This window comes from Bradyrhizobium sp. SZCCHNS3002, assembly GCF_032377435.1.
Classification (GTDB): domain Bacteria; phylum Pseudomonadota; class Alphaproteobacteria; order Rhizobiales; family Xanthobacteraceae; genus Bradyrhizobium.
Genome location: NZ_JAUHHY010000025.1, coordinates 1 through 20,470 on the forward strand (window position 1 = coordinate 1; position 20,470 = coordinate 20,470).

Below are 20,470 nucleotides of genomic sequence, written 5' to 3' on the forward strand. Positions count from 1 at the left end.
GGCCACCCCAACTTGCCAAAAACCCACAACAGTTGAGCCTCGCAATATGCGGAAGCTGAACCGGACAGCCGTGGGCTCGTCCCGGCCATCCACGTCGTCCGGCGTGCTAAGAACGGCGTGGATGCCCGGGACAAGCCCGGGCATGACGATGTGGGGACAGGCGAATGACAAACTCGGCACTGACGGGTCTGTCTGGTCGCGCCGTCAAACGTCCAGCGTCACCGTGACCGGCACGTGATCCGACGGCCGCTCCCAGCTGCGGGCGTCGCGCAGGATCCTGAAGTCGCTGACCCGGTCCTTCAAGGCGCGTGACACCCAGATGTGGTCGAGCCTTCGGCCGCGATCACCCACGGTCCAGTCGGCGGCGCGGTAGCTCCACCACGTGTAGACCTTCTCCGACATCGGGATGCGTTCGCGGGCGACGTCGACCCATTCGCCATGGGTCTGCGCCGCCAGCAGCTTCTCGCATTCGATCGGCGTGTGCGACACCACCTTCAGGAGCTGCTTGTGCGACCAGACGTCGTGCTCATGCGGCGCGACGTTGAGGTCGCCGACCAGGATATGCCGGTCGTCGCCGCGCGGATGCAGCGGCTCGCACGCCTTCAGTTCGTCGAGGAATTGCAGCTTGTGCTCGAATTTGGGATTGAGCGCGGGATCGGGAATGTCGCCGCCGGCCGGCACATAGAAATTATGCAGCACCAGCGGCTGCGCGAGCTGCGCCTTCTCGCCGAATGCCACGGTGATGTGGCGCGAGTCCACCTTGTCGCAGAAGGTGCGGACGTTGGTCTCCTCGAACGGCCATTTCGAGATCACGGCGACGCCGTGATAGCCCTTCTGCCCGTTCAGTGCGACGTGCTCATAGCCGAGCCGCTTGAAGCGCTTCAGCGGGAAAGCGTCGTCGATGCACTTGGTCTCCTGCAGGCACAGGACATCGGGCCTGACCTGCTTGATGAGCTTGGCGACAAGGTCGATGCGCAGGCGCACCGAGTTGATGTTCCAGGTGGTCAGGACGAGACGCATGAGAATGGCGTCATAGCATGAATTGCGCCGATGTCAGCGATTCCGCCTCGCCTCTGACGCATCGGACTGATCGCGTTGGTTGGCCTTATCCCCAGCGAAGTGGGACGGCGCTTGATCAGCGCCGTTTGCTCTCGATGACGTCCCATACGCGGGCCGCGATGTCGGGTCCGCCGAGCCGCGAGATCGCGCGGATGCCGGTCGGCGAGGTCACGTTGATCTCGGTGAGGTTGCCGTCGATGACGTCGATGCCGACCAGCAATAGCCCGCGCGCGCGCAACTCCGGACCCAGCGTATCGCAGATCTCGCGCTCGCGGGCGCTGAGATCGGTGGCCTGCGCGGCGCCGCCGCGCACCATGTTGGAGCGCAGATCGTCGGCCGCCGGCACGCGGTTGACGGCGCCGGCGAACTCGCCGTCGACCAGGATGATGCGCTTGTCGCCATGCTTCACCTCGGGGAGAAAGCGCTGGATCACCCAGGGCTCCTTGAACGTCACCGAGAACATGTCGAACAGCGAGCCGAAATTCATGTCCTGCGGCATGACGCGGAACACCGCCGCGCCGCCATGGCCATGCAGCGGCTTCATCACCACGGCGCCGTGCTGATCGCGGAAGGCGTTGATCTCGTCGAGGTCGCGCGAAATCAAAGTCGGCGGCATCAGTTGCGGGAAGTTCATCACGAACAGCTTTTCCGGCGCGTTGCGCACGCTCGCGGGATCATTGACCACCAGCGTCTTCGGATGGATGCGCTCGAGGAAATGCGTCGAGGTGATGTAGGCGAGATCGAACGGCGGATCCTGGCGCAGGAGCACGACGTCGAACGAGGTCAGCGCGGTCGGCTTCGGTTCGCCGAGCGTGAAGTGGTCGCCGACCTGGTCGCGCACCGTCAGCGCCTGCACCGGCGCATACAGCTCCTCGCCGCGCAGCGACAGCTTGTCCGGAGTGTAATAGCACAGGCCATGGCCGCGCCTCTGCGCTTCGAGGAGCATCGCGAAGGTGGAGTCGCCGCGGATGTTGATGCGCGCGATGGGGTCCATCTGGACGGCGACGTTCAGTTTCATGGGCAGGTCCCTGCTCTCTGCAATCAGTTCATGTCAGGTGCTGGCGTCGAACGCCGCTACCAGATGGCGCGGCAGGCTGCGCGGCGCAACCAGAATCGCGTCGAAGCGCAGCTCCAATTCGGCATGGTCGGGATGCGCCATCAGCCACGCCTGCGTGGCATTGATGATGCGCTGCTGCTGGCGCGGCGTCACCGCATAGGCGGCATCGTCGAGCGAGGCGCGCGCCTTGACCTCGACGAACGCCACGAGGCCGCGCTTGCGCGCGATGATGTCGATCTCGCCATGCGGCGTGCGGAAGCGCTTGGCGAGGATGCGATAGCCTTTGGCGATCAGCAGCGCTGCCGCGCGGGCCTCCGCCGATAGTCCGGTGCGAAAGGCGGCGACGCGCTCCGGCGCCGCCGTCTTGGCCGGCTTGTCGGCGGACGCGCGCTCAGTCTTCGCCATCGGCCGACCCTGACCGCGCGTCCTTCGCCAGCTCGAGCGCGCGCGCATAGACTTCGCGGCGCGGCCGGCCGGAGAGCTCGACCGCATGCATGACGGCATCCTTGACGCTCGATCGCTGCAGCAGATCCTTCAGTACGGCATCGAGCGCATCCGGCGTCAGCACCCCGGCGCCGCGCGGCGGCGGACCGATCACCAGCACGAATTCGCCGCGGGTTTCGAGATCGCCAGCCGCTGCAGCGAGATCGCCGATGGCGCCGCGCAGCACCTCCTCATGCAGCTTGGTCAGCTCGCGGCAGATCGCGGCCTGGCGTCCCGCCATGGCCTCGGCGAGATCGGCCAGCGTCTCCTGAACCCGGCTGCCGGCCTCGAACAGCACCAGCGTCGCGTCGATGCGCGCGAGCTCGGCCAGCCGCGCGCGTCGCGCCTGCTGCCTGGCCGGCAGGAATCCCTCGAAGAAGAAGCGGTCGGTCGGCAGCGCCGCGACGCTGAGCGCCGCGAGCACTGCGGACGGGCCCGGCAGCGCGGTGACGTCATGCCCGGCCGCGCACGCCTCGCGCACCAGCTTGTAGCCGGGGTCCGAGATCAGCGGCGTGCCGGCGTCGGATACCAGCGCGATGGCCGTGCCTTCGGCGAGGCGCTGCAGAATCCTGGGCCTGACGGCTTCGGCATTGTGCTCGTGATAGGCTGCGAGTTCCGCGGCCAGGCCATAACGCTCGGTCAGGCGTCGCGTGATTCGGGTATCCTCGCACAAGATGAGATCGGCGCCGGCCAGGGTTTCCAGCGCGCGCAGCGTGATGTCGCCGAGATTGCCGATCGGCGTCGCCACCAGATGCAATCCAGGCCGGGCCTTGGGCGCCGCAACGATCTGCCCCGCCACCAGATAGGTCGACGTGGTGGAAGATTTGCCGTCGTCCGGCGACGTCTTGGGGATTGCCTTCGCGCCCATCGAGGTAATTTAAAGGGCCTGCCGCGGGATTGCCACAGGGGAACAGCCGCGCGGCGATTTGAAGTTCCGGGATCGGCATCGCCGCGTCGCCATTCATCGCCGATTCAAGTCCGAAACGGCACATCGATGGGGGTGTGGACGAGCAGGGGATAGGCCGTGCAAAACGTCGAATTGATCGGCGGTGTGGCGCTGACAGCCTTTTGTTTTGCTTAACTATTCGTCGACAATATGAGTGAATCGGCACGGCCTTGCGGACGTGCGTTTGGGGAACTTCTGGCCGGTCTCGGCCGAACGAAGAGATGCCATGGTGGGCCCGCGTCATCCCAACTCTCTCGGTCCGGGACCCCATGGGGTCGCCCGGCGAACGGCGCTGGGCCTGATCGTCGGCGCGCCGCTGCTGTCGGCGTGCTCCAACGTGCAGCAGGGCTTCAATCCGTTCGAGCAGCCGACGGCGCCGGCCGGACCGCCGCAGCAGCCGGCGGTGGCCGGCAACGGCCAGGTCAAGGTCGGGCTGATTCTGCCGCTGTCGGCGTCGGGCAATGCCGGCGTCGCCGCGCAATCGATGAAGAACGCGGCCGAGATGGCGCTGGCCGAGTTTCAGAACCCCAACATCCAGCTCCTGATCAAGGATGACGCCGGCAGCCCGCAAGGCGCGCAGCAGGGCGCGCAACAGGCCTGCGATGAAGGCGCCGAGATCATCCTCGGCCCGCTGTTCGCCGGCTCGGTGCCGGCGACGGCCCAGGTGGCGCGCACGCGCAACATCTCGGTCATCGCCTTCTCGACGGATTCGAGCGTGGCGGGGCGCGGCGTCTATCTGCTCAGCTTCCTGCCGGAGTCCGATGCGAGCCGCATCGTCGAATATTCCGCCGGCGTCGGCAAACGCTCGTTCGCGGCGCTGCTGCCCGACAATGCCTATGGCACCGTCGTCGAGGGGGCGTTCAAGACTGCCGTCAGCCGCCGCGGCGGACGCATCGTGGCATTCGAGAAATATTCCGGCGACCGCACCGGGCCGGCGCGCACGGTGGCGCAGGCGCTCGGCGGCGCCGATGCGCTGCTGCTGGCCGACGACGGCGAATCGGTCGCGGCGACGGCCGATGCGCTGACCGCTGCCGGCGCCAATCTGCGCAACATCCAGCTGCTCGGCACCGGGCTGTGGGACAATCCGCGCGTCTATGCCAGCGCCAGCCTGCAGGGCGGCCTCTATGCCGCGCCGGATCCGTCCGGCTTCCGCGCTTTCGCCGGACGCTACCGGACGCGATTCGGCGGCGATCCCGTACGCACCGCGACCCTCGCCTATGATGCGGTGGCGCTCGTGGCCGCGCTGGCGCGCACCCAGGGCAACCAGCGTTTCGCGCCCGACGTCCTGACCAATGCGTCCGGCTTCGCGGGCATAGATGGCCTGTTCCGGTTCCGCAGCGACGGCACCAATGAGCGCGGGCTTGCGGTGATGCGCGTCGGTTCGGGGGGCGGACAGACCGTCGCCGGCGCGCCGAAAAGCTTCAGCGCGACGTGAGTCGCAGCACGTCTCAGGCGGCGAGGTCGGCGACGACCGCGTCGAGCACCGGAAAGCCGTCCTGGGTCACGCGCAGCCGCCCGTCCGGCTCGACCGCAATCGCGCCCTCCTCGCGCAGCAGCGCGATGCGGCGCGGATCCAGCGCCCGTCCGGAGATCGCGGCATAGCGGCGGGGATCGATGCCCTCTCGGAGGCGCAGCCCCATCAGCAGGAATTCGTCGGCGCGCTCCTCGCGATTGAGCTCGTCGTCGGTCATCACACCGTGACCGTTGGACTCGACCCGCATCAGCCAGGCCTCGGGCCGCTTGTCGGTTGCGGTCGCGTGCCTGATGCCGCCGATGTCGAGACGGCCATGGGCGCCGGGACCGATGCCGGCATATTCCTGGCCACGCCAATAGAGCAGGTTGTGCCGGCACTCCGCGCCCGGGCGGGCATGATTGGAGATCTCGTAGGCCGGCAGTCCGTGACGGCCACAGATCTCCTGCGTGACGTCGTACAAGGTGCGCGCCAGGCCTTCATCCGGCGTCTTCAGCTTGCCCGCGGCATGCAGGCCGAAGAATGGCGTGCCTTCCTCGATGGTCAGTTGATACAGCGACAAATGCTCGGCTGCCTCGCCGATCGCGCGCGTCAGCTCCTCGGTCCACATCGCCGGCGTCTGGTCGGGCCGGGCATAGATCAGATCGAACGAATAGCGCTCGAAGGCATTGCGCGCGATCGCCACCGCCTTCATCGCCTCCTCGGCCGTGTGCAGTCGGCCCAGCATCTTGAGCGACGCATCGTCCATCGCCTGGACGCCGAGCGAGACGCGGTTGACGCCGGCGGCGCGATAGCCGGCAAAGCGCGTCGCCTCGACGCTGGTCGGATTGGCTTCGAGCGACACCTCGACGTCAGCGGCGACATGCCAGTGCTTTCCGATCGCGTCGAGAATGGCGCCGACGGTCTGCGGCTGCATCAGCGACGGCGTGCCGCCGCCGAGAAAGATCGAGCTGACGGTGCGCGGCCCAATGCGGGCGGCGGTGGTCGCGATCTCCTGGGCGAAGGCGCGGGCGTAGCGCTCCTGGTCGATGGCCGCGTGCCGGACGTGGCTGTTGAAGTCGCAATACGGACATTTCGACAGGCAGAACGGCCAGTGCACATAGACGCCGAACGCTTCGCTGTCAGCGCTGGTCAAGGCAGATCTCCGCGAGCTTCACGAAGGCGCGCGCCCGGTGCGACAGGCCGAGGCCGAGCGGCGGCAGGCCGTGCTTCTCGATGCTGGTCATCTCGCCGAACGTGCGATCGTGCCCTTCTGGCAGGAACATCGGGTCGTAGCCGAAGCCGGCCGTGCCGCGCGGCGGCCAGACCAGCGTGCCGTCGACCCGCGCCTCGACCTCCTCGACATGGCCGTCCGGCCATGCCACGCACAGCGCCGAAACGAAATGAGCGCCGCGCTGGTCGGCACCCGCGGCGCCGCGCTCCTGCAGCAGGCGCTCGATCCGCGTCATCGCGCCGGTGAAATCCTTGTCCGGTCCGGCCCAGCGCGCCGAATAGATCCCCGGCGCACCGTCGAGGGCGTGAACCACGATGCCGGAATCGTCGGCAAAGGCCGGAAGCTGCGCGGCCTTGGCCGCGGCGACCGCCTTGATGCGGGCGTTGGCCTGGAAGGTCTCACCGGTCTCGTCCGGCTCGCCCAGGCCGAGATCGCCGGCCGACACCGCCTCGACGCCATGGGGGGCGAGCAGCTCGCGCATCTCGGCAAGCTTGCCGGGATTGTGGGTCGCGATGACGATGCGACCGGTGAGCCTGCGGTGCGGACCGTTCACGCGACCGCCATCTTCTGCAGGTCGACCAGCCGCGCGACGCCCTTGCGGGCGAGCGCCATCAGCGCCAGGAACTCGGCCTCCGTGAACGGCGTCTTCTCCGCCGTGCCCTGCACCTCGATGATGCGGCCGTCGCCGGTCATGACGAAATTGGCATCGGTCTCCGCCTCGGAATCCTCAGCGTAGTCGAGATCGAGCACCGGCGTGCCGTTGTAGATGCCGCAGGAGATCGCGGCGACGTTGGCGCGCAGCACCTCGGTCTTGATCATGTTGCGCGACTTCATCCACTTGATGCAGTCGGCCAGCGCGACCCAGGCGCCGGTGATCGACGCCGTGCGCGTGCCGCCATCGGCCTGCAGCACGTCGCAGTCCACCGTGATCTGGCGCTCGCCGAGCGCTTCCAGGTCGATCGCGGTGCGCAGCGAGCGGCCGATCAGGCGCTGGATCTCGACGGTGCGGCCGGTCTGCTTGCCGGCGGAGGCCTCGCGCCGGGTTCGCTCCAGCGTGGCGCGTGGCAGCATGCCGTATTCGGCGGTGATCCAGCCGCGTCCCTGGCCCTTGAGCCAGGGCGGCAGCCGGTCCTCGAGCGTGGCGGTGACCAGCACATGGGTGTCGCCGAACTTCACCAGGCAGGAGCCCTCGGCGTATTTGACGACGCCGCGTTCCAGGCTCACGGCCCGCAGTTCATCCGGTGCACGGCGGCTCGGCCGCATGATTCTCTCCGTGAAAGAGGCGAAAGAGGGTGTTTGACGGCCTTGTAGGAGCCGCGACCGGCAGCGGCAAGGGTTTATCAAGGGCCCGTCGCTCCCGGAGCCCCCTCCTCATGACCGGCTTGCCACCGAGCCGCCGCATGGACACATTATAGGCAGCTGGGAGGAGTGCATCTGGTGGCCCACCACGATCCGATCAACCTGATGACACCGCCGGCCGGTCTGGCGCAGCTGAACGAGCGCTCGCGCGAGATCTTCCGGCAGATCGTCGAAAGCTATCTGGCGACCGGCGAGCCGGTCGGCTCGCGCAACATTTCGCGGCTGATCGCGGTTCCGCTGTCGCCGGCCTCGGTGCGCAACGTCATGGCCGATCTCGAGCAGCTCGGCCTGATCTACGCGCCGCACACCTCGGCCGGCCGGCTGCCCACCGAAGCCGGCCTGCGCTTCTTCGTCGACGCCCTGATGCAGGTTGGCGACATGACGGAGGCCGAGCGGCAGTCGATCCAGAGCCAGCTCGCGGCCGTCGGCCGGGCGCAATCGGTCGAGGCGGCGCTGGATGAAGCGCTGACCCGGCTGTCGGGTCTGACCCGTGCCGCCGCCGTGGTTCTGACCGCCAAATCCAACACCCGGCTGAAGCACATCGAGTTCGTCAGGCTCGAGCCCGAGCGCGCGCTCGTCGTTCTGGTCGGCGAGGAAGGACAGGTCGAGAACCGGGTCCTGACCCTGCCGCCGGGCGTGCCGTCCTCGGCATTGACCGAGGCGTCCAATTTCCTCAACGCCCGGATCAGAGGGCGGACGCTGGCGGAAGCGCGGCTCGAGCTCGAGACCGCGCTGGCGCACGACCGTGCCGAGCTCGACCAGCTGACGCAGAAGGTGATCGCCGCCGGCGTCGCGAGCTGGTCCGGCGGCGACAGCGACGAGCGGCAGCTCATCGTGCGCGGCCACGCCAACCTGCTCGAGGACCTGCATGCGCTCGAAGATCTCGAGCGTGTCCGGCGGCTGTTCGACGATCTCGAAACCAAGCGCGGCGTCGTCGATCTGCTCGGGCGCGCGGAGAGCGCGGAAGGTGTCCGCATCTTCATCGGCTCGGAGAACAAGCTGTTCTCGCTGTCGGGCTCGTCGACGATCGTGTCGCCCTATTCCGACGCCACGGGTCGCATCGTCGGCGTGCTCGGCGTCATCGGTCCGACCCGGCTCAACTATGCCCGGGTGATTCCGACGGTCGATTATGCCGCGCGCCTGGTCAGCCGGCTGCTGGGTGGCTGATGCGTGAGATGGTTAATCCGCGGACGGCGTCTCCGGCGGGCCGGTCAGGCTGCGCTTGATTTTCGACGCTCAAAGCACGATATCCCGCCCCATATCCCCAAACCCGTCAGCCGAACTTGCGAGTCTGTCCATGACCGATCCCGACCTGCATAAGAATGATCCGGAAAACCCGGCGCAGGCCAGCGAACCCGTCGTCTCCAAGCCCTACATCATGCCCGATGATCCCGAGGCCGGCTCGGCAGAGGCCCTGGCCAAGGAGGCGGCCGACGCGCGCGACAAGATGCTGCGCACGCTGGCGGAGATGGAGAATCTGCGCAAGCGGACCGCCCGCGAGGTCGCCGATGCGCGCATGTACGGCATCACCGGCTTCGCCCGTGACGTGCTCGACATCGCCGACAATCTGCAGCGCGCGCTCGATGCCGTGCCGGCGGAGACGCGCGACAATGCCGATGCGGGCCTGAAGTCGCTGATCGAGGGCGTCGAGCTCACCGAGCGTTCGCTGCTCAACACGCTGGAGAAAAACGGCGTCAAGAAGTTCGATCCGACCGGGCAAAAGTTCGACCCCAATTTCCAGCAGGCGATGTACGAGGTGCCGGATCCGTCGGTGCCGTCCGGCACGGTGGTGCAGGTCGTGCAGGCCGGCTTTATGATCGGCGAGCGCGTGCTGCGCCCCGCCCTGGTCGGCGTGTCCAAGGGCGGCGCCAAGGCGGCGCCCGCGGCGAGCAACGATCAGTCGAACAGCGCCGCCTGACGGCGAGCACGGGCACGCATTCTGCGGCCGTCCTGTTGTCGAACGAAGAAGCCACGGGCAGCGATGCCCGTGGCTTCTTGTTTGTCGGCGCGACCTTGTAGTTCGTCTCGCGGCGAGCAGCCGGCGTGATCACGCCGTCCGATGCCGGGCTGGTCTCAGCCTCTTGGCTGGATGCCGTCGCGGACGGCACGGAACCGCGGGAAGGCCGCCGACCACTGGTCGCGCGGCGCACTGCCGATGATCCGCAACGTGTTTGGCCCGCCGAAGCGCAGCCACTGCACCACCGTCACCGGCGTATTGTCCTTGCCGCTGGTGGCGTCGATCCGGGTCTCATAGGCCGGCTGGCCGTCGATGCGGATCGGCTCGGACATCGTGATGCGCGCTTCGCGGACGCCCGGAATGGTGGTGGCCGCCTGTTGCGCCACGCGCGCGCGGTCGCCCGCCTCCGGGGCCACGCCGGCCACCAGCCCGATCACCACGAAGGGCGCGGCCTCGAATCCCTTGTCCTCCTCGCCGTCGGCGAGGATCAGGGCGCCCGGCCCGAGCGTGCGGATGGTCTTGAACCCGGAGAGGTCGGTGACCTTGAACGGCATCATCGCGAGCTGCTCGTCGACCGGAACGTCCTTGCGGACGACGGCGGAGGCGAACATCTGGCGCACGGCATCGTCGGTGTAGATCCGGCTCGCGGTCTCCGGGATCTGCACGGCCACGTAGCCGGAGAAGCCGTTGCCGGGCAGGATCATCGAGTAGCGCCGCACCGGCGTGTTGCCATCGCGGCCGTTCTCGACGGTATAGTAGGCGGTGCCGGCGGCGGTCTCGATGCTCTCCGGCTTGACGCTGCCGGTCCCGGCGGGATTGGCGGTAAACGCGTTCTTCACCTCGCCATAGGCGGCGGCGGGCAGTTCGGTCAGCAGCACCTTCACGCTCTGGTCCTCGGTTTCGAAGCCGGAGAACGTCTTGGCCTTGGCGAGCCCGACCAGCGGCGCGAGCCCGATGCGGACGCCGGGCGGAAATACGGCGTCAGTGGCCCATGCGGGGTGCAGCAGCGAGATCAGCAGGGTGGCCGCGGTGAAGAGTCGAACGATCATCATCAAACATTGCCTCGTTGACCGGGGCCGCGCGCCGAGGCGGTCGGGGGTCCTCGCCAGCGTGGTCTTCGGCGGGCACGCTTTTAGCGGCTTTGCGCCCCCCGCAACAGGCCGGGCGCGCGGTTTTGATCGCCTGCGGCGATCGGCGCGCTCCGGCGGGGCGCATTTCGCGGCTCATTTCGCCTCGAAAGGCGGATTCAGGATGGTCCAGCGCTAGCCGCGCTTCAGGATTTCGACGCCGTCGACGGTCTGTACCAGCACATAGGGCGCGAGCAGGGCCCTGAGCTCGGGGTCGGAACGCGCCCAATCGCCCCAGTCGCTGTTCTGATTGTCGATCAGGACGACGTCGGGCGGCTGCTTCCGGAAGTCGGCGATGATCCCGGCGCGTTCGCGTTCCACATAGGGCGCGAGCCGCTGCGCCGTCTGTGAATCGATGGTTCCGTCCTGTTGCGATCGGCGGACGATTTCCCGGACCCAGAACGCCTCCTGGCGCGAGATCCAGGTGCCACCGAGGGTCCGCACCATCGGGTGGCCGATGACCGCGGCCGCGCTCAGCACCAGCATGCTCGGTCGCGGCCCGAGTCGCGCCACCTGGGCTTCAATCTGCCGGACGTCGACGCTGCCATTGAACCAGAAGCAGGTCTGCACGAACAGCACGGCGCCGGCGAGAGCGGTGGCGACCTGCGGCCAGCGCCGCATGTCGCGGCGGGTGTCGATCGCCGACGCGGCGAGGCCGGCGGCGAGCAACGCCAGCGCGACCATGGGATAGGCGTGATAGCCCCAGCCCTTCTGCTGCGCGACGAACGACACCAGGAATCCGAGCGATCCGGCCAGCGTGGTGAAAGACGCCGCGTCGCGCGCGTGCTGCCGGCGTTGGAGGAGGAGAATGGTGATCGCTGCGGCAAGCCACAGGCCCATCGGCAGGGTCACGAGGATGGTCGGCACCGGCGCCTTCAGGAGCAGATAGACGTCGCGGACCAGCGGATAGATGAGCGTGAAATATTCGGGAAAGAACAGGTAGATACAGGCCGCGTTGAGCAGCACCAGCGCCGCGGCGATCCAGTTCTCCAGCGCGAACAGCACGCGCCAGTCGCGCGCCTGAGCGGCGGCGGCGAGAATGCAGAAGCCGGCGCTGAAGGCGAAATAGGGCTTGAAGCTCATCGTGAGGCCGGCGCTGAGCCCGGCGATGAGCACGGCGGCCGGGCCCACCCGCTCGCCCCTGGCGCGCAGGATGTACACCGCGATCGCCGGCAGGATCGTGATCAGGGCCAGGTGTTCCCGCTGGCCGAAATCATACATCGGCGCGATCAGGAGCAGGGCGGCCGTCCACGCCGCCAGCCAACCGTCGGCGAGGCGATGGCGCAGCGCCGATGTCCGCAGCACCAGCCACACCAGCGTCAGGGATGCCGCGGCCAGCGCGAAGATCAGGATGTTCGTCGCCAATTCGGGCCTGAGATGGATCGCACGCGCCAGCGCGACGGCCAGCAGATAGACCGATCCGGCCATCGGCGGATTGGTCTCGAGGATGTCGACGTAGAGCCGCTGGCCATCGAGCATGCGCTCGCTGACGAGGAGCCACCAGCTGACATCGACATTGAGGGGAAGGGTGTATCGCAGCCACGCCGCTGCAACCACGATGGCGCAGATTAGCAGTCCGGGGAACGTGGCCTGGCCGGCTTCGCGCGCACGCTGCGGAAAGCCCCAATCGGTGTCGATGACCATGCCTCATTCCCGTCCCAGGAGTGCGGCAGGCTAGGGCCCGTGGGTTAACAACGCATTTCGGTCATCGGGGCAGATCCGGAGTACCGGATTCGTTGCTCCCTGCCCGCGATCGCACCCTCCCGTTTAGGGCGCTGCCAAGGTCGATTGGCCCTTCTTGATGACTCCGCGAGGTCGTTCGGCGAGGGCCGTGATTTTCGTGGGGTCGAACCCCTGGTCCGGTCCTTGCGGGCCACTCCCCCCCTCCTATATGACGCTCATCGTCGCAATATCGCGAGCATTTGATCTGAGGGGGTTTTGGATGGGGGCGCCGTCAGGGCCCCACCCAACCTGCCGCAAAAAGAAGGATATGAGACCATGGGAAAGGTCATCGGGATCGATCTCGGCACCACGAATTCGTGCGTGGCCGTTATGGACGGCAAAACGTCGAAGGTCATCGAGAACGCCGAGGGCATGCGCACCACGCCGTCGATCGTCGCCTTCAGTGACGACGGCGAACGTCTGGTCGGCCAGCCGGCCAAGCGTCAGGCCGTGACCAACCCCGAGCGCACCTTCTTTGCGGTCAAGCGCCTCATCGGCCGCCGCTATGATGACCCGATGGTCGAGAAGGACAAGAAGCTCGTCCCCTACAAGATCGTCAAGGCCGGCAACGGCGACGCCTGGGTCGAGGCCGACGGCAAGACCTATTCGCCCTCGCAGGTCTCCGCCTTCATCCTGCAGAAGATGAAGGAGACCGCGGAAGCCCATCTCGGCCAGAAGGTCGACCAGGCCGTCATCACCGTCCCCGCTTATTTCAACGACGCCCAGCGTCAGGCCACCAAGGACGCCGGCAAGATCGCGGGCCTCGAGGTTCTGCGCATCATCAACGAGCCGACCGCGGCGGCGCTCGCCTACGGCCTCGACAAGACCAAGGCCGGCACGATCGCCGTGTACGACCTCGGCGGCGGCACCTTCGACGTCTCCATTCTTGAAATCGGCGACGGCGTGTTCGAGGTGAAGTCGACCAACGGCGACACCTTCCTCGGCGGTGAAGACTTCGACATGCGTCTGGTCAGCTACCTCGCCGACGAATTCCAGAAGGAGCAGGGCATCAACCTGCGCAACGACAAGCTCGCTCTGCAGCGCCTCAAGGAAGCGGCCGAGAAGGCCAAGATCGAGCTGTCGTCGACCACGCAGACCGAGATCAACCTGCCCTTCATCACCGCGGACCAGTCCGGTCCGAAGCATCTGACGATGAAGCTGACCCGCGCCAAGTTCGAGGCGCTGGTGGCCGACCTCGTCGAGAAGACCATCGAGCCGTGCCGCAAGGCGCTGAAGGATGCCGGCCTGACCGCCGGCGAGATCGGCGAAGTGGTGCTGGTCGGCGGCATGACCCGCATGCCGAAGATCCAGGAGATGGTGAAGCAGTTCTTCGGCAAGGAGCCGCACAAGGGCGTCAACCCCGACGAGGTGGTGGCGATCGGTGCCGCGATCCAGGCCGGCGTGCTGCAGGGCGACGTCAAGGACGTGCTGCTGCTCGACGTGACCCCGCTCTCGCTGGGCATCGAGACCCTGGGCGGCGTGTTCACCCGCATCATCGACCGCAACACCACGATCCCGACCAAGAAGAGCCAGGTGTTCTCGACCGCCGAGGACAATCAGAACGCGGTCACCATCCGGGTCTTCCAGGGTGAGCGCGAGATGGCGGCCGACAACAAGATGCTCGGCCAGTTCGACCTGATGGGCATTCCGCCGGCCCCGCGCGGCATGCCGCAGATCGAGGTGACGTTCGACATCGACGCCAACGGCATCGTCAACGTGTCGGCCAAGGACAAGGCCACCGGCAAGGAGCAGCAGATCCGCATCCAGGCCTCGGGTGGTCTGTCGGAAGCCGACATCGACAAGATGGTCAAGGACGCCGAGGCGAATGCCGCGGCGGACAAGAAGCGCCGCGAGGCGGTCGACGCCAAGAACCATGCCGACGCGCTGGTGCACTCCACCGAGAAGGCGCTGGCCGAGCATGGCTCGAAGGTCGCCGACACCGAGCGCCGCGCCATCGAGGATGCCGTCAGCGACCTCAAGGAAGCGCTGAAGGGCGACGATGCCGAGGCCATCAAGGCCAAGACCAACACGCTGGCCCAGGCGTCGATGAAGCTCGGCGAGGCGATGTATAAGCAGCAGGCCGAGAGCGATGCGGCCCGCGACGCCGCCAAGGATGACGTGGTCGACGCGGAGTTCACCGAGGTCGACGACGACAAGAAGAAATCTGCTTAACTGAGGCAGAGGTAGTGACCATGGCCCCCATGCCAAAGAGCGCTTTCAGCGGCTCGTTGGATGGGGGTCATTTTCATTGACCCGGAACGCGCGCGGCGATCGCGCCAGCCGTTCCTGTTGGGCGAAGTTCGGGCGGGTTTGATTGATGTCCACCAAGCGCTGCTACTACGAGACCCTGGAAGTCGAACGCGACGCCGACGAGGGCAAGCTCAAGGCCGCCTTCCGCAAGCTGGCCATGAAGTGGCATCCGGACAAGAATCCGGGCGATGCCTCCAGCGAAGTGAAATTCAAGGAAATCAACGAGGCCTATGAGGTGCTGCGCGACGCCGACAAGCGCGCCGCCTACGACCGCTATGGCCACGCCGCGTTCGAACAGGGCGGCATGGGCGGCGCGCACGGCTTCGGCGCCGGCTTTGCCTCGTCGTTCTCCGACATCTTCGAAGACCTGTTCGGCATGGCCGGCCAGCGGCGCGGCGGCACGGGGCGCGAGCGCGGCGCCGACCTGCGCTACAACATGGAAATCACCCTGGAAGAGGCGTTCCAGGGCAAGACCGCCCAGATCGAGATTCCGGTCTCGGTGACCTGCGAGTCCTGCTCCGGCACCGGTGCCAAGGCCGGCACCAAGCCGAAGACCTGCGCGATGTGCGGCGGCGCCGGCCGCGTCCGGCAGGCCCAGGGCTTCTTCACCCTGGAGCGCACCTGTCCCGGCTGTCACGGCCGCGGCCAGATGATCGAGGACCCCTGTCCGTCCTGCTCCGGCTCGGGCCGCGTCACCCGTGACCGCACGCTGTCGGTCAACATTCCCCAGGGCGTCGAGGACGGCACCCGCATCCGTCTCGCCGGCGAGGGCGAAGCCGGCCTGCGCGGCGGACCGCCCGGCGATCTCTACATCTTCCTGTCGCTGACGGCCCACGAGTTCTTCCAGCGCGACGGCGCCGACCTGCACTGCCGCGTGCCAATCTCGATGGTGACGGCGGCGCTCGGCGGCGAGTTCGAGGTGCCGACGATCGACAAGGGCAAGACCAAGGTCAAGATTCCCGCCGGAGCGCAGTCCGGGCGCCGATTCCGGATCGCGGCCAAGGGCATGCCGGTGCTGCGCTCGCGCCAGACCGGCGACATGTATGTCCAGATCGTGGTCGAGACGCCGCAGAACCTGACCAAGAAGCAGCAGGAGCTGCTGGCCGAGTTCGAGAAGTTGTCGTCTGGAGCGACCCAGCCCGAGGCGGCCGGCTTCTTCACCAAGGTCAAGGACTTCTTCGGCAAGGCGGCGAGCTGAGCCGTGAGTTCAAGCAAGCACGGCCTCGTGGTTTCGCCGAATGATTTCGGGATTCAGATTCAGAGGTCGAGCGAATTTGCTGCTCTGCACATGCAAAAAATTATCGAATGCAACTGTAAGAGCGCGGACCCGCCAGCCTTAATCGTACGTTACGGTTCGGCTTGACCGTCCCGCCTGCGCCCTATACGTCTTTGTGACTCTTTTCTGACATCGCCGTGAAAGCGGTCCCGTCTGGTACCGAGATGCCCCTGCAAACGTCCGTGCGTGCGTCGAAAAAGCCTCTCCGTCTGGACGACGAAGTGCGCTTCCTCCGCTCATGGATCGAAAAGCCGCTGCATATGGGCGCCGTCATGCCGTCGGGCCGGCTGCTGGCGCGGACCATGGCGCAGTACGTCGATCCGCACGGCACAGGCCCCGTCATCGAGCTTGGACCGGGCACCGGCGCGATTACCAATGCGCTGGTCGAGCGCGGCGTCGATCAGAAGCGGCTGGTGCTGGTCGAGTACAATCCGGGCTTCTGCGCGTTGCTGCGCGACCGCTACCCGCAGGCCAAGGTGGTCCAGGGCGACGCCTATCGCCTCCGCGACACGCTCTGGAACGTGCTCAGCGCCCCTGCCGCGGCCGTCGTCTCCGGCCTGCCGCTCGTGACCAAGCCGATGCTGACGCGCATGAAGCTGATCCGCGATGCGTTCGCGGCGATGTCGCCGAATGCGCCGTTCGTGCAGTTCACCTATTCCGTCGTGCCGCCGATTCCGAAGTCGCTGCCCGGCGTCACCACGCAGGCCTCCGAGCGCATCTGGATGAACCTTCCGCCGGCGCGCGTCTGGGTGTATCGCAAGCCCTGACCGGCGGCCGCGATCCTTCGTGGCGGGTCGCTGACCGACCTCACGATGTCCGCGCTGAAGATCCTCATCATTCCCGGCTCGACCCGGGCCGGCTCGCACAACGCGAAGCTCGCCGCGGCCGCCGCCTATCAGTTCGTGCAGGCCGGCGCCGACATCACCCGCATCTCGCTCGCCGACTTCCCGCTGCCGATCTACGACGCCGACCTCGAGGCGCAATCGGGCATTCCGCATCACGCCGTGAATCTGACGCGCATGATCGGCGTCCATCATGCCGTGCTGCTGGTGACGCCGGAATACAACGCCTCGGTGCCGCCGCTGCTGACCAACGCCATCACCTGGATCTCGCGGGTCGACGAGCCGCCCGGCAGCCGCGGCGCGGTTTTTCGCAGCCGGCCGTTCGCGATCGCCGCCGCCTCCGAGAACCGCTTCGGCGGCATCCGCGCGCTCGCCGCCTTGCGGCTGGTGCTGACCGCCTGCAATGCGACGGTGATCCCGAGCCAGCTCGCGCTGGCCTTCGCCGACAAGGCCTACAACGACATGGACCGGCTCAAACTGCCCGCTGACGTCACCGCGCTCGACGCGCTGGTGCGGGAGCTGATCGCAACAGCGCAACATACGATGTGAGGTGACATGCCGACCGAGATTGCTCCGCGCGACCGCCTGATCGTGGCGCTCGACCTGCCCGGCGTGGCCGAGGCCGAGGCGATGATCGCCAGGCTGGGCGAAGCCGTGACGTTCTACAAGATCGGCATGGAGCTGACCTATGCCGGCGGCCTCGGCCTCGCCGAGCGCCTCGCGGCCGAGGGTAAGCACGTCTTCATGGACCTCAAGCTGCACGACATCCCGACCACGGTCGAGCGCGCCACGAGGCAGATCGCCCGGCTCGGCGCCCGTTTCCTTACCGTGCATGGCTTCTCGCAGAGCATGCGAGCGGCGCTCGCCGGCGCCGCCGGCTCCAGCCTCGAGCTGCTCGCCGTCACCGTGATGACGTCCTACGATGATGCCGACCTCGCCGCCGCCGGCTACGCCATGGGCGTCAAGGAGCTCGTCGCCAGGCGCGCCGTGCAGGCCAAGGAGATCGGCATCCACGGCCTGATCCTGTCGCCCGAGGAAACGGCGCTGGTGCGTCCGCTGGTCGGGCCTGACATGCAGCTCGTGACCCCCGGGATCCGTCCGGCGGGATCCGACGTTGGCGACCAGAAGCGCATCATGACCCCGGCCCTGGCGATCGCCGGCGGCGCCGACCGCCTCGTCGTCGGGCGTCCCGTCACCGGCGCTGCCGATCCGGCTGCGGCCGCCGAGAGCATCGTCGCCGACATCGCCGGCGCCGTGGCGCTGGCCGGCAAGACCAATCGCACGTAAGCAACAGCGACCGAGAACAGGGAGACGACAGGGATGCCAAAGGCCTATTGGATCGCGCGGATCGACGTGCACAACATGGACGGCTACAAGGAGTACGTCGCGCAGAACGGCGCGGTATTCCACCAGTACGGCGCCAAGTTCCTGGTCCGCGGCGGCCAGTACGAGACCAGGGAAGGCACCTCGCGCTCGCGCAACGTCGTGATCGAGTTCAAGGACTACGCGACCGCGCTGGCGTGCTACAATTCTCCCGAGTACCAGCGCCTGGTCGCGATGCGCGCGCCGCATTCGCAGGGCGATCTGGTGATCATCGAGGGCTATGACGGCCCGCAGCCCTGATCGCCGCCCGCCCCACACCACGCGCGACCTGGCCTCGCTCGGTTGCCGCCGCCATCGGCCCCGGCTATAGCCCTTGAAGGAGCGGAGGAGCTGAGATGTCCAAGATGCGCTTGATCGTTGCCGGAGCCGGCGGCCGCATGGGCCGTGCCCTGGTGCGTGCAATCGCCGAGACCGACGGCGCCGTGCTGGCGGGTGCGCTCGAAGCCCCCGGCTCGGAGCTGATCGGCAAGGACTCCGGCGCCCTCGCCGGGCTGCCCGCCAACGGCATCAAGCTGTCGGGCGACCTCTGGACCATGTCCGCCGAGGCCGACGGCATCCTCGATTTCACCGTCCCGGCCGCGACCATCGCCAACGTCGCCATCGCCGCCGAGCGCGGCATCGTCCACGTCGTCGGCACCACCGGCCTGTCGTCGTCGGACGACGCCGTCATCAAGAGCGTCACCAAGCGCGCCATCGTCGTGCAGTCCGGCAATATGAGCCTCGGCGTCAACCTGCTGGCGGCGCTGGTCAGGCAGGTGGCGAAGTCGCTCGACGCCGGCTTCGACATCGAGATCCTCGAGATGCATCACAAGCACAAGGTCGACGCGCCCTCCGGCACCGCGCTGATGCTGGGACGTGCGGCTGCCGACGGCCGCGGCATCCCGCTCGACCAGCACTCTGCTCGCGGCCGCGACGGCATCACCGGCGAGCGCCGCGCTGGCGACATCGGCTTCGCCTCGTTGCGCGGCGGCACCGCCGCCGGCGATCACAGCGTCATCTTCGCCGGTCCCTCGGAGCGGCTGGTGCTGTCGCACCAGGCCGAGGACCGCATGATCTTCGCCCATGGCGCGCTGAAGGCGGCGCTGTGGGCGCATGGCAAGCCGCCGGGCTACTACACGATGGACGACGTGCTCGGCCTCAAGGATCTGTTCTAGTTCAACGTCGATGGAAGCGAACTGATGAGCGAACGTCTCCTGGTGCTGGTGCGCCACGGCCAGAGCGAGTGGAATCTGAAGAACCTGTTCACCGGCTGGAAGGATCCGGACCTGACCGAGCAGGGCGTGGCCGAGGCCAAGGAGGCCGGGCGCAAGCTGAAGGCGCAGGGGCTCGTCTTCGACGTTGCGTTCACCTCGGTGCTGACGCGCGCCCAGCACACGCTCGACCTGATCCTGACCGAGCTCGGCCAGACCGGCCTGCCGACAAGTAAGAATCTCGCGCTCAACGAGCGCGACTATGGCGACCTCTCGGGCCTCAACAAGGACGACGCCCGCGCCAGATGGGGCGAGGAGCAGGTCCACATCTGGCGCCGCTCCTACGACGTCCCGCCGCCCGGCGGCGAAAGCCTCAAGGACACGCTCGCCCGCGCGCTGCCCTACTACGTCCAGGAGATCCTCCCCGGCGTCCTCCGCGGCCAGCGCACCCTCGTCGCCGCCCACGGCAACTCGCTCCGCGCCCTGATCATGGTGCTGGAGAAGCTCTCGCCCGAAGGCATTTTGAAACGCGAGCTGGCGACGGGCGTGCCGATCATCTACCGGCTGAACGCGGACTCGACGGTGGAGTCCAAGCTGGATCTGGCGGGCTGACTGATCGCTGCAAGCGTTCCGTCCCCGCGCCTCGTGGCGCTTCTTATGAGTTGAGGCCCCACTACCGGCCGCAGCGACGCTGCGCCCCCTCGCCCCGTTCTTACGGGGAGAGGGCTGGGGTGAGGGGCAGCCACACGGGCAGTGCCTGATCTGCGACCTAACCACAAGCCTTCTACTAATGAGTTGCTCGTCATGCCCGGGCTCGTCCCGGGCATCCACGTCCATCATCGTATGCCGGACGACGTGGATGGCCGGGACAAGCCCGGCCATGACGACGCGGAGGCGGCGGACCAGATAGCGGCATGCGATGATGGATGTGGATGCCCTGTGAACGCGAAGCTCGCGCCGTTCGGCAGCAAACGCGCCGCCCTCCTGTCCCGATTCACATCTCAAACAGCCTTGGACACAGCTCCGCGATCTCGCGGCGTCATCGCCCGAGTCCTGCATCGAACCGTGTCCCTCCGAAAATCGAGAGGGCGCAGGGAATGCCGGGTGAAGGCCTCACCCATGGCCCGCCTGCGTA

General features: G+C 67.4%; 20 protein-coding genes. 11 read left to right on the plus strand and 9 right to left on the minus strand.

Features of this window, described 5'->3' with window-relative positions:
- Positions 1-204 precede the first annotated feature (204 nt).
- The 4 genes from QW845_RS32520 to rsmI all read right to left on the minus strand — a co-directional run bounded on the left by QW845_RS32520 (position 205) and on the right by rsmI (position 3,467).
- Complete coding sequence (locus QW845_RS32520; RefSeq protein WP_315805600.1) at positions 205-1,020, minus strand: exodeoxyribonuclease III; 816 nt, start codon at positions 1,018-1,020, stop codon at positions 205-207.
- A gap of 115 nt (positions 1,021-1,135) precedes the next feature.
- Complete coding sequence (gene gshB, locus QW845_RS32525; protein ID WP_315805601.1) at positions 1,136-2,077, minus strand: glutathione synthase; 942 nt, start codon at positions 2,075-2,077, stop codon at positions 1,136-1,138.
- A 33-nt stretch (positions 2,078-2,110) separates the two neighbouring features.
- Entirely contained in the window at positions 2,111-2,521 is a 411-nt protein-coding gene (locus tag QW845_RS32530; protein WP_315805602.1) for a YraN family protein, read from the minus strand.
- Positions 2,508-3,467 (minus strand): 16S rRNA (cytidine(1402)-2'-O)-methyltransferase, encoded by a 960-nt coding sequence (gene rsmI, locus QW845_RS32535; RefSeq protein WP_315805603.1) that lies wholly within the window; start codon positions 3,465-3,467, stop codon positions 2,508-2,510. The genes QW845_RS32530 and rsmI overlap by 14 nt, the downstream gene beginning before the upstream one ends.
- Before the next feature lie 304 nt (positions 3,468-3,771).
- Here rsmI and QW845_RS32540 point away from each other — a divergent pair, with 304 nt between their 5' ends.
- A complete protein-coding gene (locus QW845_RS32540) occupies positions 3,772-4,980 on the plus strand; it encodes a penicillin-binding protein activator (RefSeq protein WP_315805604.1) in 1,209 nt (402 codons plus the stop codon).
- Positions 4,981-4,993: 13 nt separating this feature from the next.
- On the opposite strand, the gene hemW is transcribed toward QW845_RS32540, so the two are convergent.
- From hemW to rph, 3 genes are read right to left on the minus strand one after another with little or no spacing between them, the layout of a single operon-like run.
- Complete coding sequence (gene hemW, locus QW845_RS32545) at positions 4,994-6,151, minus strand: radical SAM family heme chaperone HemW (protein ID WP_315805605.1); 1,158 nt, start codon at positions 6,149-6,151, stop codon at positions 4,994-4,996.
- Positions 6,138-6,782, minus strand: coding sequence for an RdgB/HAM1 family non-canonical purine NTP pyrophosphatase (gene rdgB, locus QW845_RS32550; protein WP_315805606.1), 645 nt, complete (start codon positions 6,780-6,782; stop codon positions 6,138-6,140). Before rdgB ends, hemW begins: the two co-directional genes overlap by 14 nt.
- The gene (gene rph, locus QW845_RS32555) at positions 6,779-7,492 is read right to left on the minus strand and encodes a ribonuclease PH (protein ID WP_315716822.1); all 714 of its coding nucleotides are present in this window, start codon (positions 7,490-7,492) and stop codon (positions 6,779-6,781) included. Before rph ends, rdgB begins: the two co-directional genes overlap by 4 nt.
- A 174-nt stretch (positions 7,493-7,666) precedes the next feature.
- Between rph and hrcA the strand changes: the two genes are divergently transcribed.
- On the plus strand, positions 7,667-8,755 hold the full coding sequence (hrcA, locus tag QW845_RS32560) for a heat-inducible transcriptional repressor HrcA (protein ID WP_315805607.1): 1,089 nt from the start codon (positions 7,667-7,669) through the stop codon (positions 8,753-8,755).
- A 130-nt stretch (positions 8,756-8,885) separates the two neighbouring features.
- Positions 8,886-9,506 (plus strand): nucleotide exchange factor GrpE, encoded by a 621-nt coding sequence (grpE, locus tag QW845_RS32565; RefSeq protein WP_315805608.1) that lies wholly within the window; start codon positions 8,886-8,888, stop codon positions 9,504-9,506.
- Between the two features lie 155 nt (positions 9,507-9,661).
- Here the strand turns inward: grpE and QW845_RS32570 are convergent, their stop codons facing one another.
- Together QW845_RS32570 and QW845_RS32575 are read right to left on the minus strand one after the other, a co-directional pair.
- The gene (locus QW845_RS32570) at positions 9,662-10,597 is read right to left on the minus strand and encodes a hypothetical protein (RefSeq protein ID WP_315805609.1); all 936 of its coding nucleotides are present in this window, start codon (positions 10,595-10,597) and stop codon (positions 9,662-9,664) included.
- A 210-nt stretch (positions 10,598-10,807) separates the two neighbouring features.
- On the minus strand, positions 10,808-12,316 hold the full coding sequence (locus QW845_RS32575) for a hypothetical protein (RefSeq protein ID WP_315805610.1): 1,509 nt from the start codon (positions 12,314-12,316) through the stop codon (positions 10,808-10,810).
- Between the two features lie 354 nt (positions 12,317-12,670).
- On the opposite strand from QW845_RS32575, the gene dnaK reads away from it, so the two are divergent.
- The 8 genes from dnaK to QW845_RS32615 all read left to right on the plus strand — a co-directional run bounded on the left by dnaK (position 12,671) and on the right by QW845_RS32615 (position 19,947).
- Positions 12,671-14,566: a molecular chaperone DnaK gene (gene dnaK, locus QW845_RS32580; protein ID WP_315805611.1), complete on the plus strand. Its 1,896-nt coding sequence runs from the start codon at positions 12,671-12,673 to the stop codon at positions 14,564-14,566.
- A 145-nt stretch (positions 14,567-14,711) separates the two neighbouring features.
- Entirely contained in the window at positions 14,712-15,842 is a 1,131-nt protein-coding gene (dnaJ, locus tag QW845_RS32585; protein ID WP_315805612.1) for a molecular chaperone DnaJ, read from the plus strand.
- A 242-nt stretch (positions 15,843-16,084) separates the two neighbouring features.
- Positions 16,085-16,687, plus strand: coding sequence for a class I SAM-dependent methyltransferase (locus QW845_RS32590; RefSeq protein WP_315805613.1), 603 nt, complete (start codon positions 16,085-16,087; stop codon positions 16,685-16,687).
- A 45-nt stretch (positions 16,688-16,732) separates the two neighbouring features.
- Positions 16,733-17,311 (plus strand): NAD(P)H-dependent oxidoreductase, encoded by a 579-nt coding sequence (locus tag QW845_RS32595; protein WP_315805614.1) that lies wholly within the window; start codon positions 16,733-16,735, stop codon positions 17,309-17,311.
- A 6-nt stretch (positions 17,312-17,317) separates the two neighbouring features.
- A complete protein-coding gene (gene pyrF, locus QW845_RS32600) occupies positions 17,318-18,049 on the plus strand; it encodes an orotidine-5'-phosphate decarboxylase (RefSeq protein WP_315805615.1) in 732 nt (243 codons plus the stop codon).
- 33 nt (positions 18,050-18,082) lie between these two features.
- Entirely contained in the window at positions 18,083-18,385 is a 303-nt protein-coding gene (locus tag QW845_RS32605; protein WP_172113622.1) for a DUF1330 domain-containing protein, read from the plus strand.
- A 95-nt stretch (positions 18,386-18,480) separates the two neighbouring features.
- Entirely contained in the window at positions 18,481-19,299 is an 819-nt protein-coding gene (gene dapB, locus QW845_RS32610) for a 4-hydroxy-tetrahydrodipicolinate reductase (protein WP_315805616.1), read from the plus strand.
- A 24-nt stretch (positions 19,300-19,323) separates the two neighbouring features.
- Positions 19,324-19,947 carry a 2,3-bisphosphoglycerate-dependent phosphoglycerate mutase gene (locus tag QW845_RS32615; RefSeq protein ID WP_315805617.1) on the plus strand — a complete coding sequence of 208 codons (624 nt, stop codon included), beginning with the start codon at positions 19,324-19,326 and terminating at the stop codon, positions 19,945-19,947.
- The last annotated feature ends 523 nt before the right edge of the window (positions 19,948-20,470 follow it).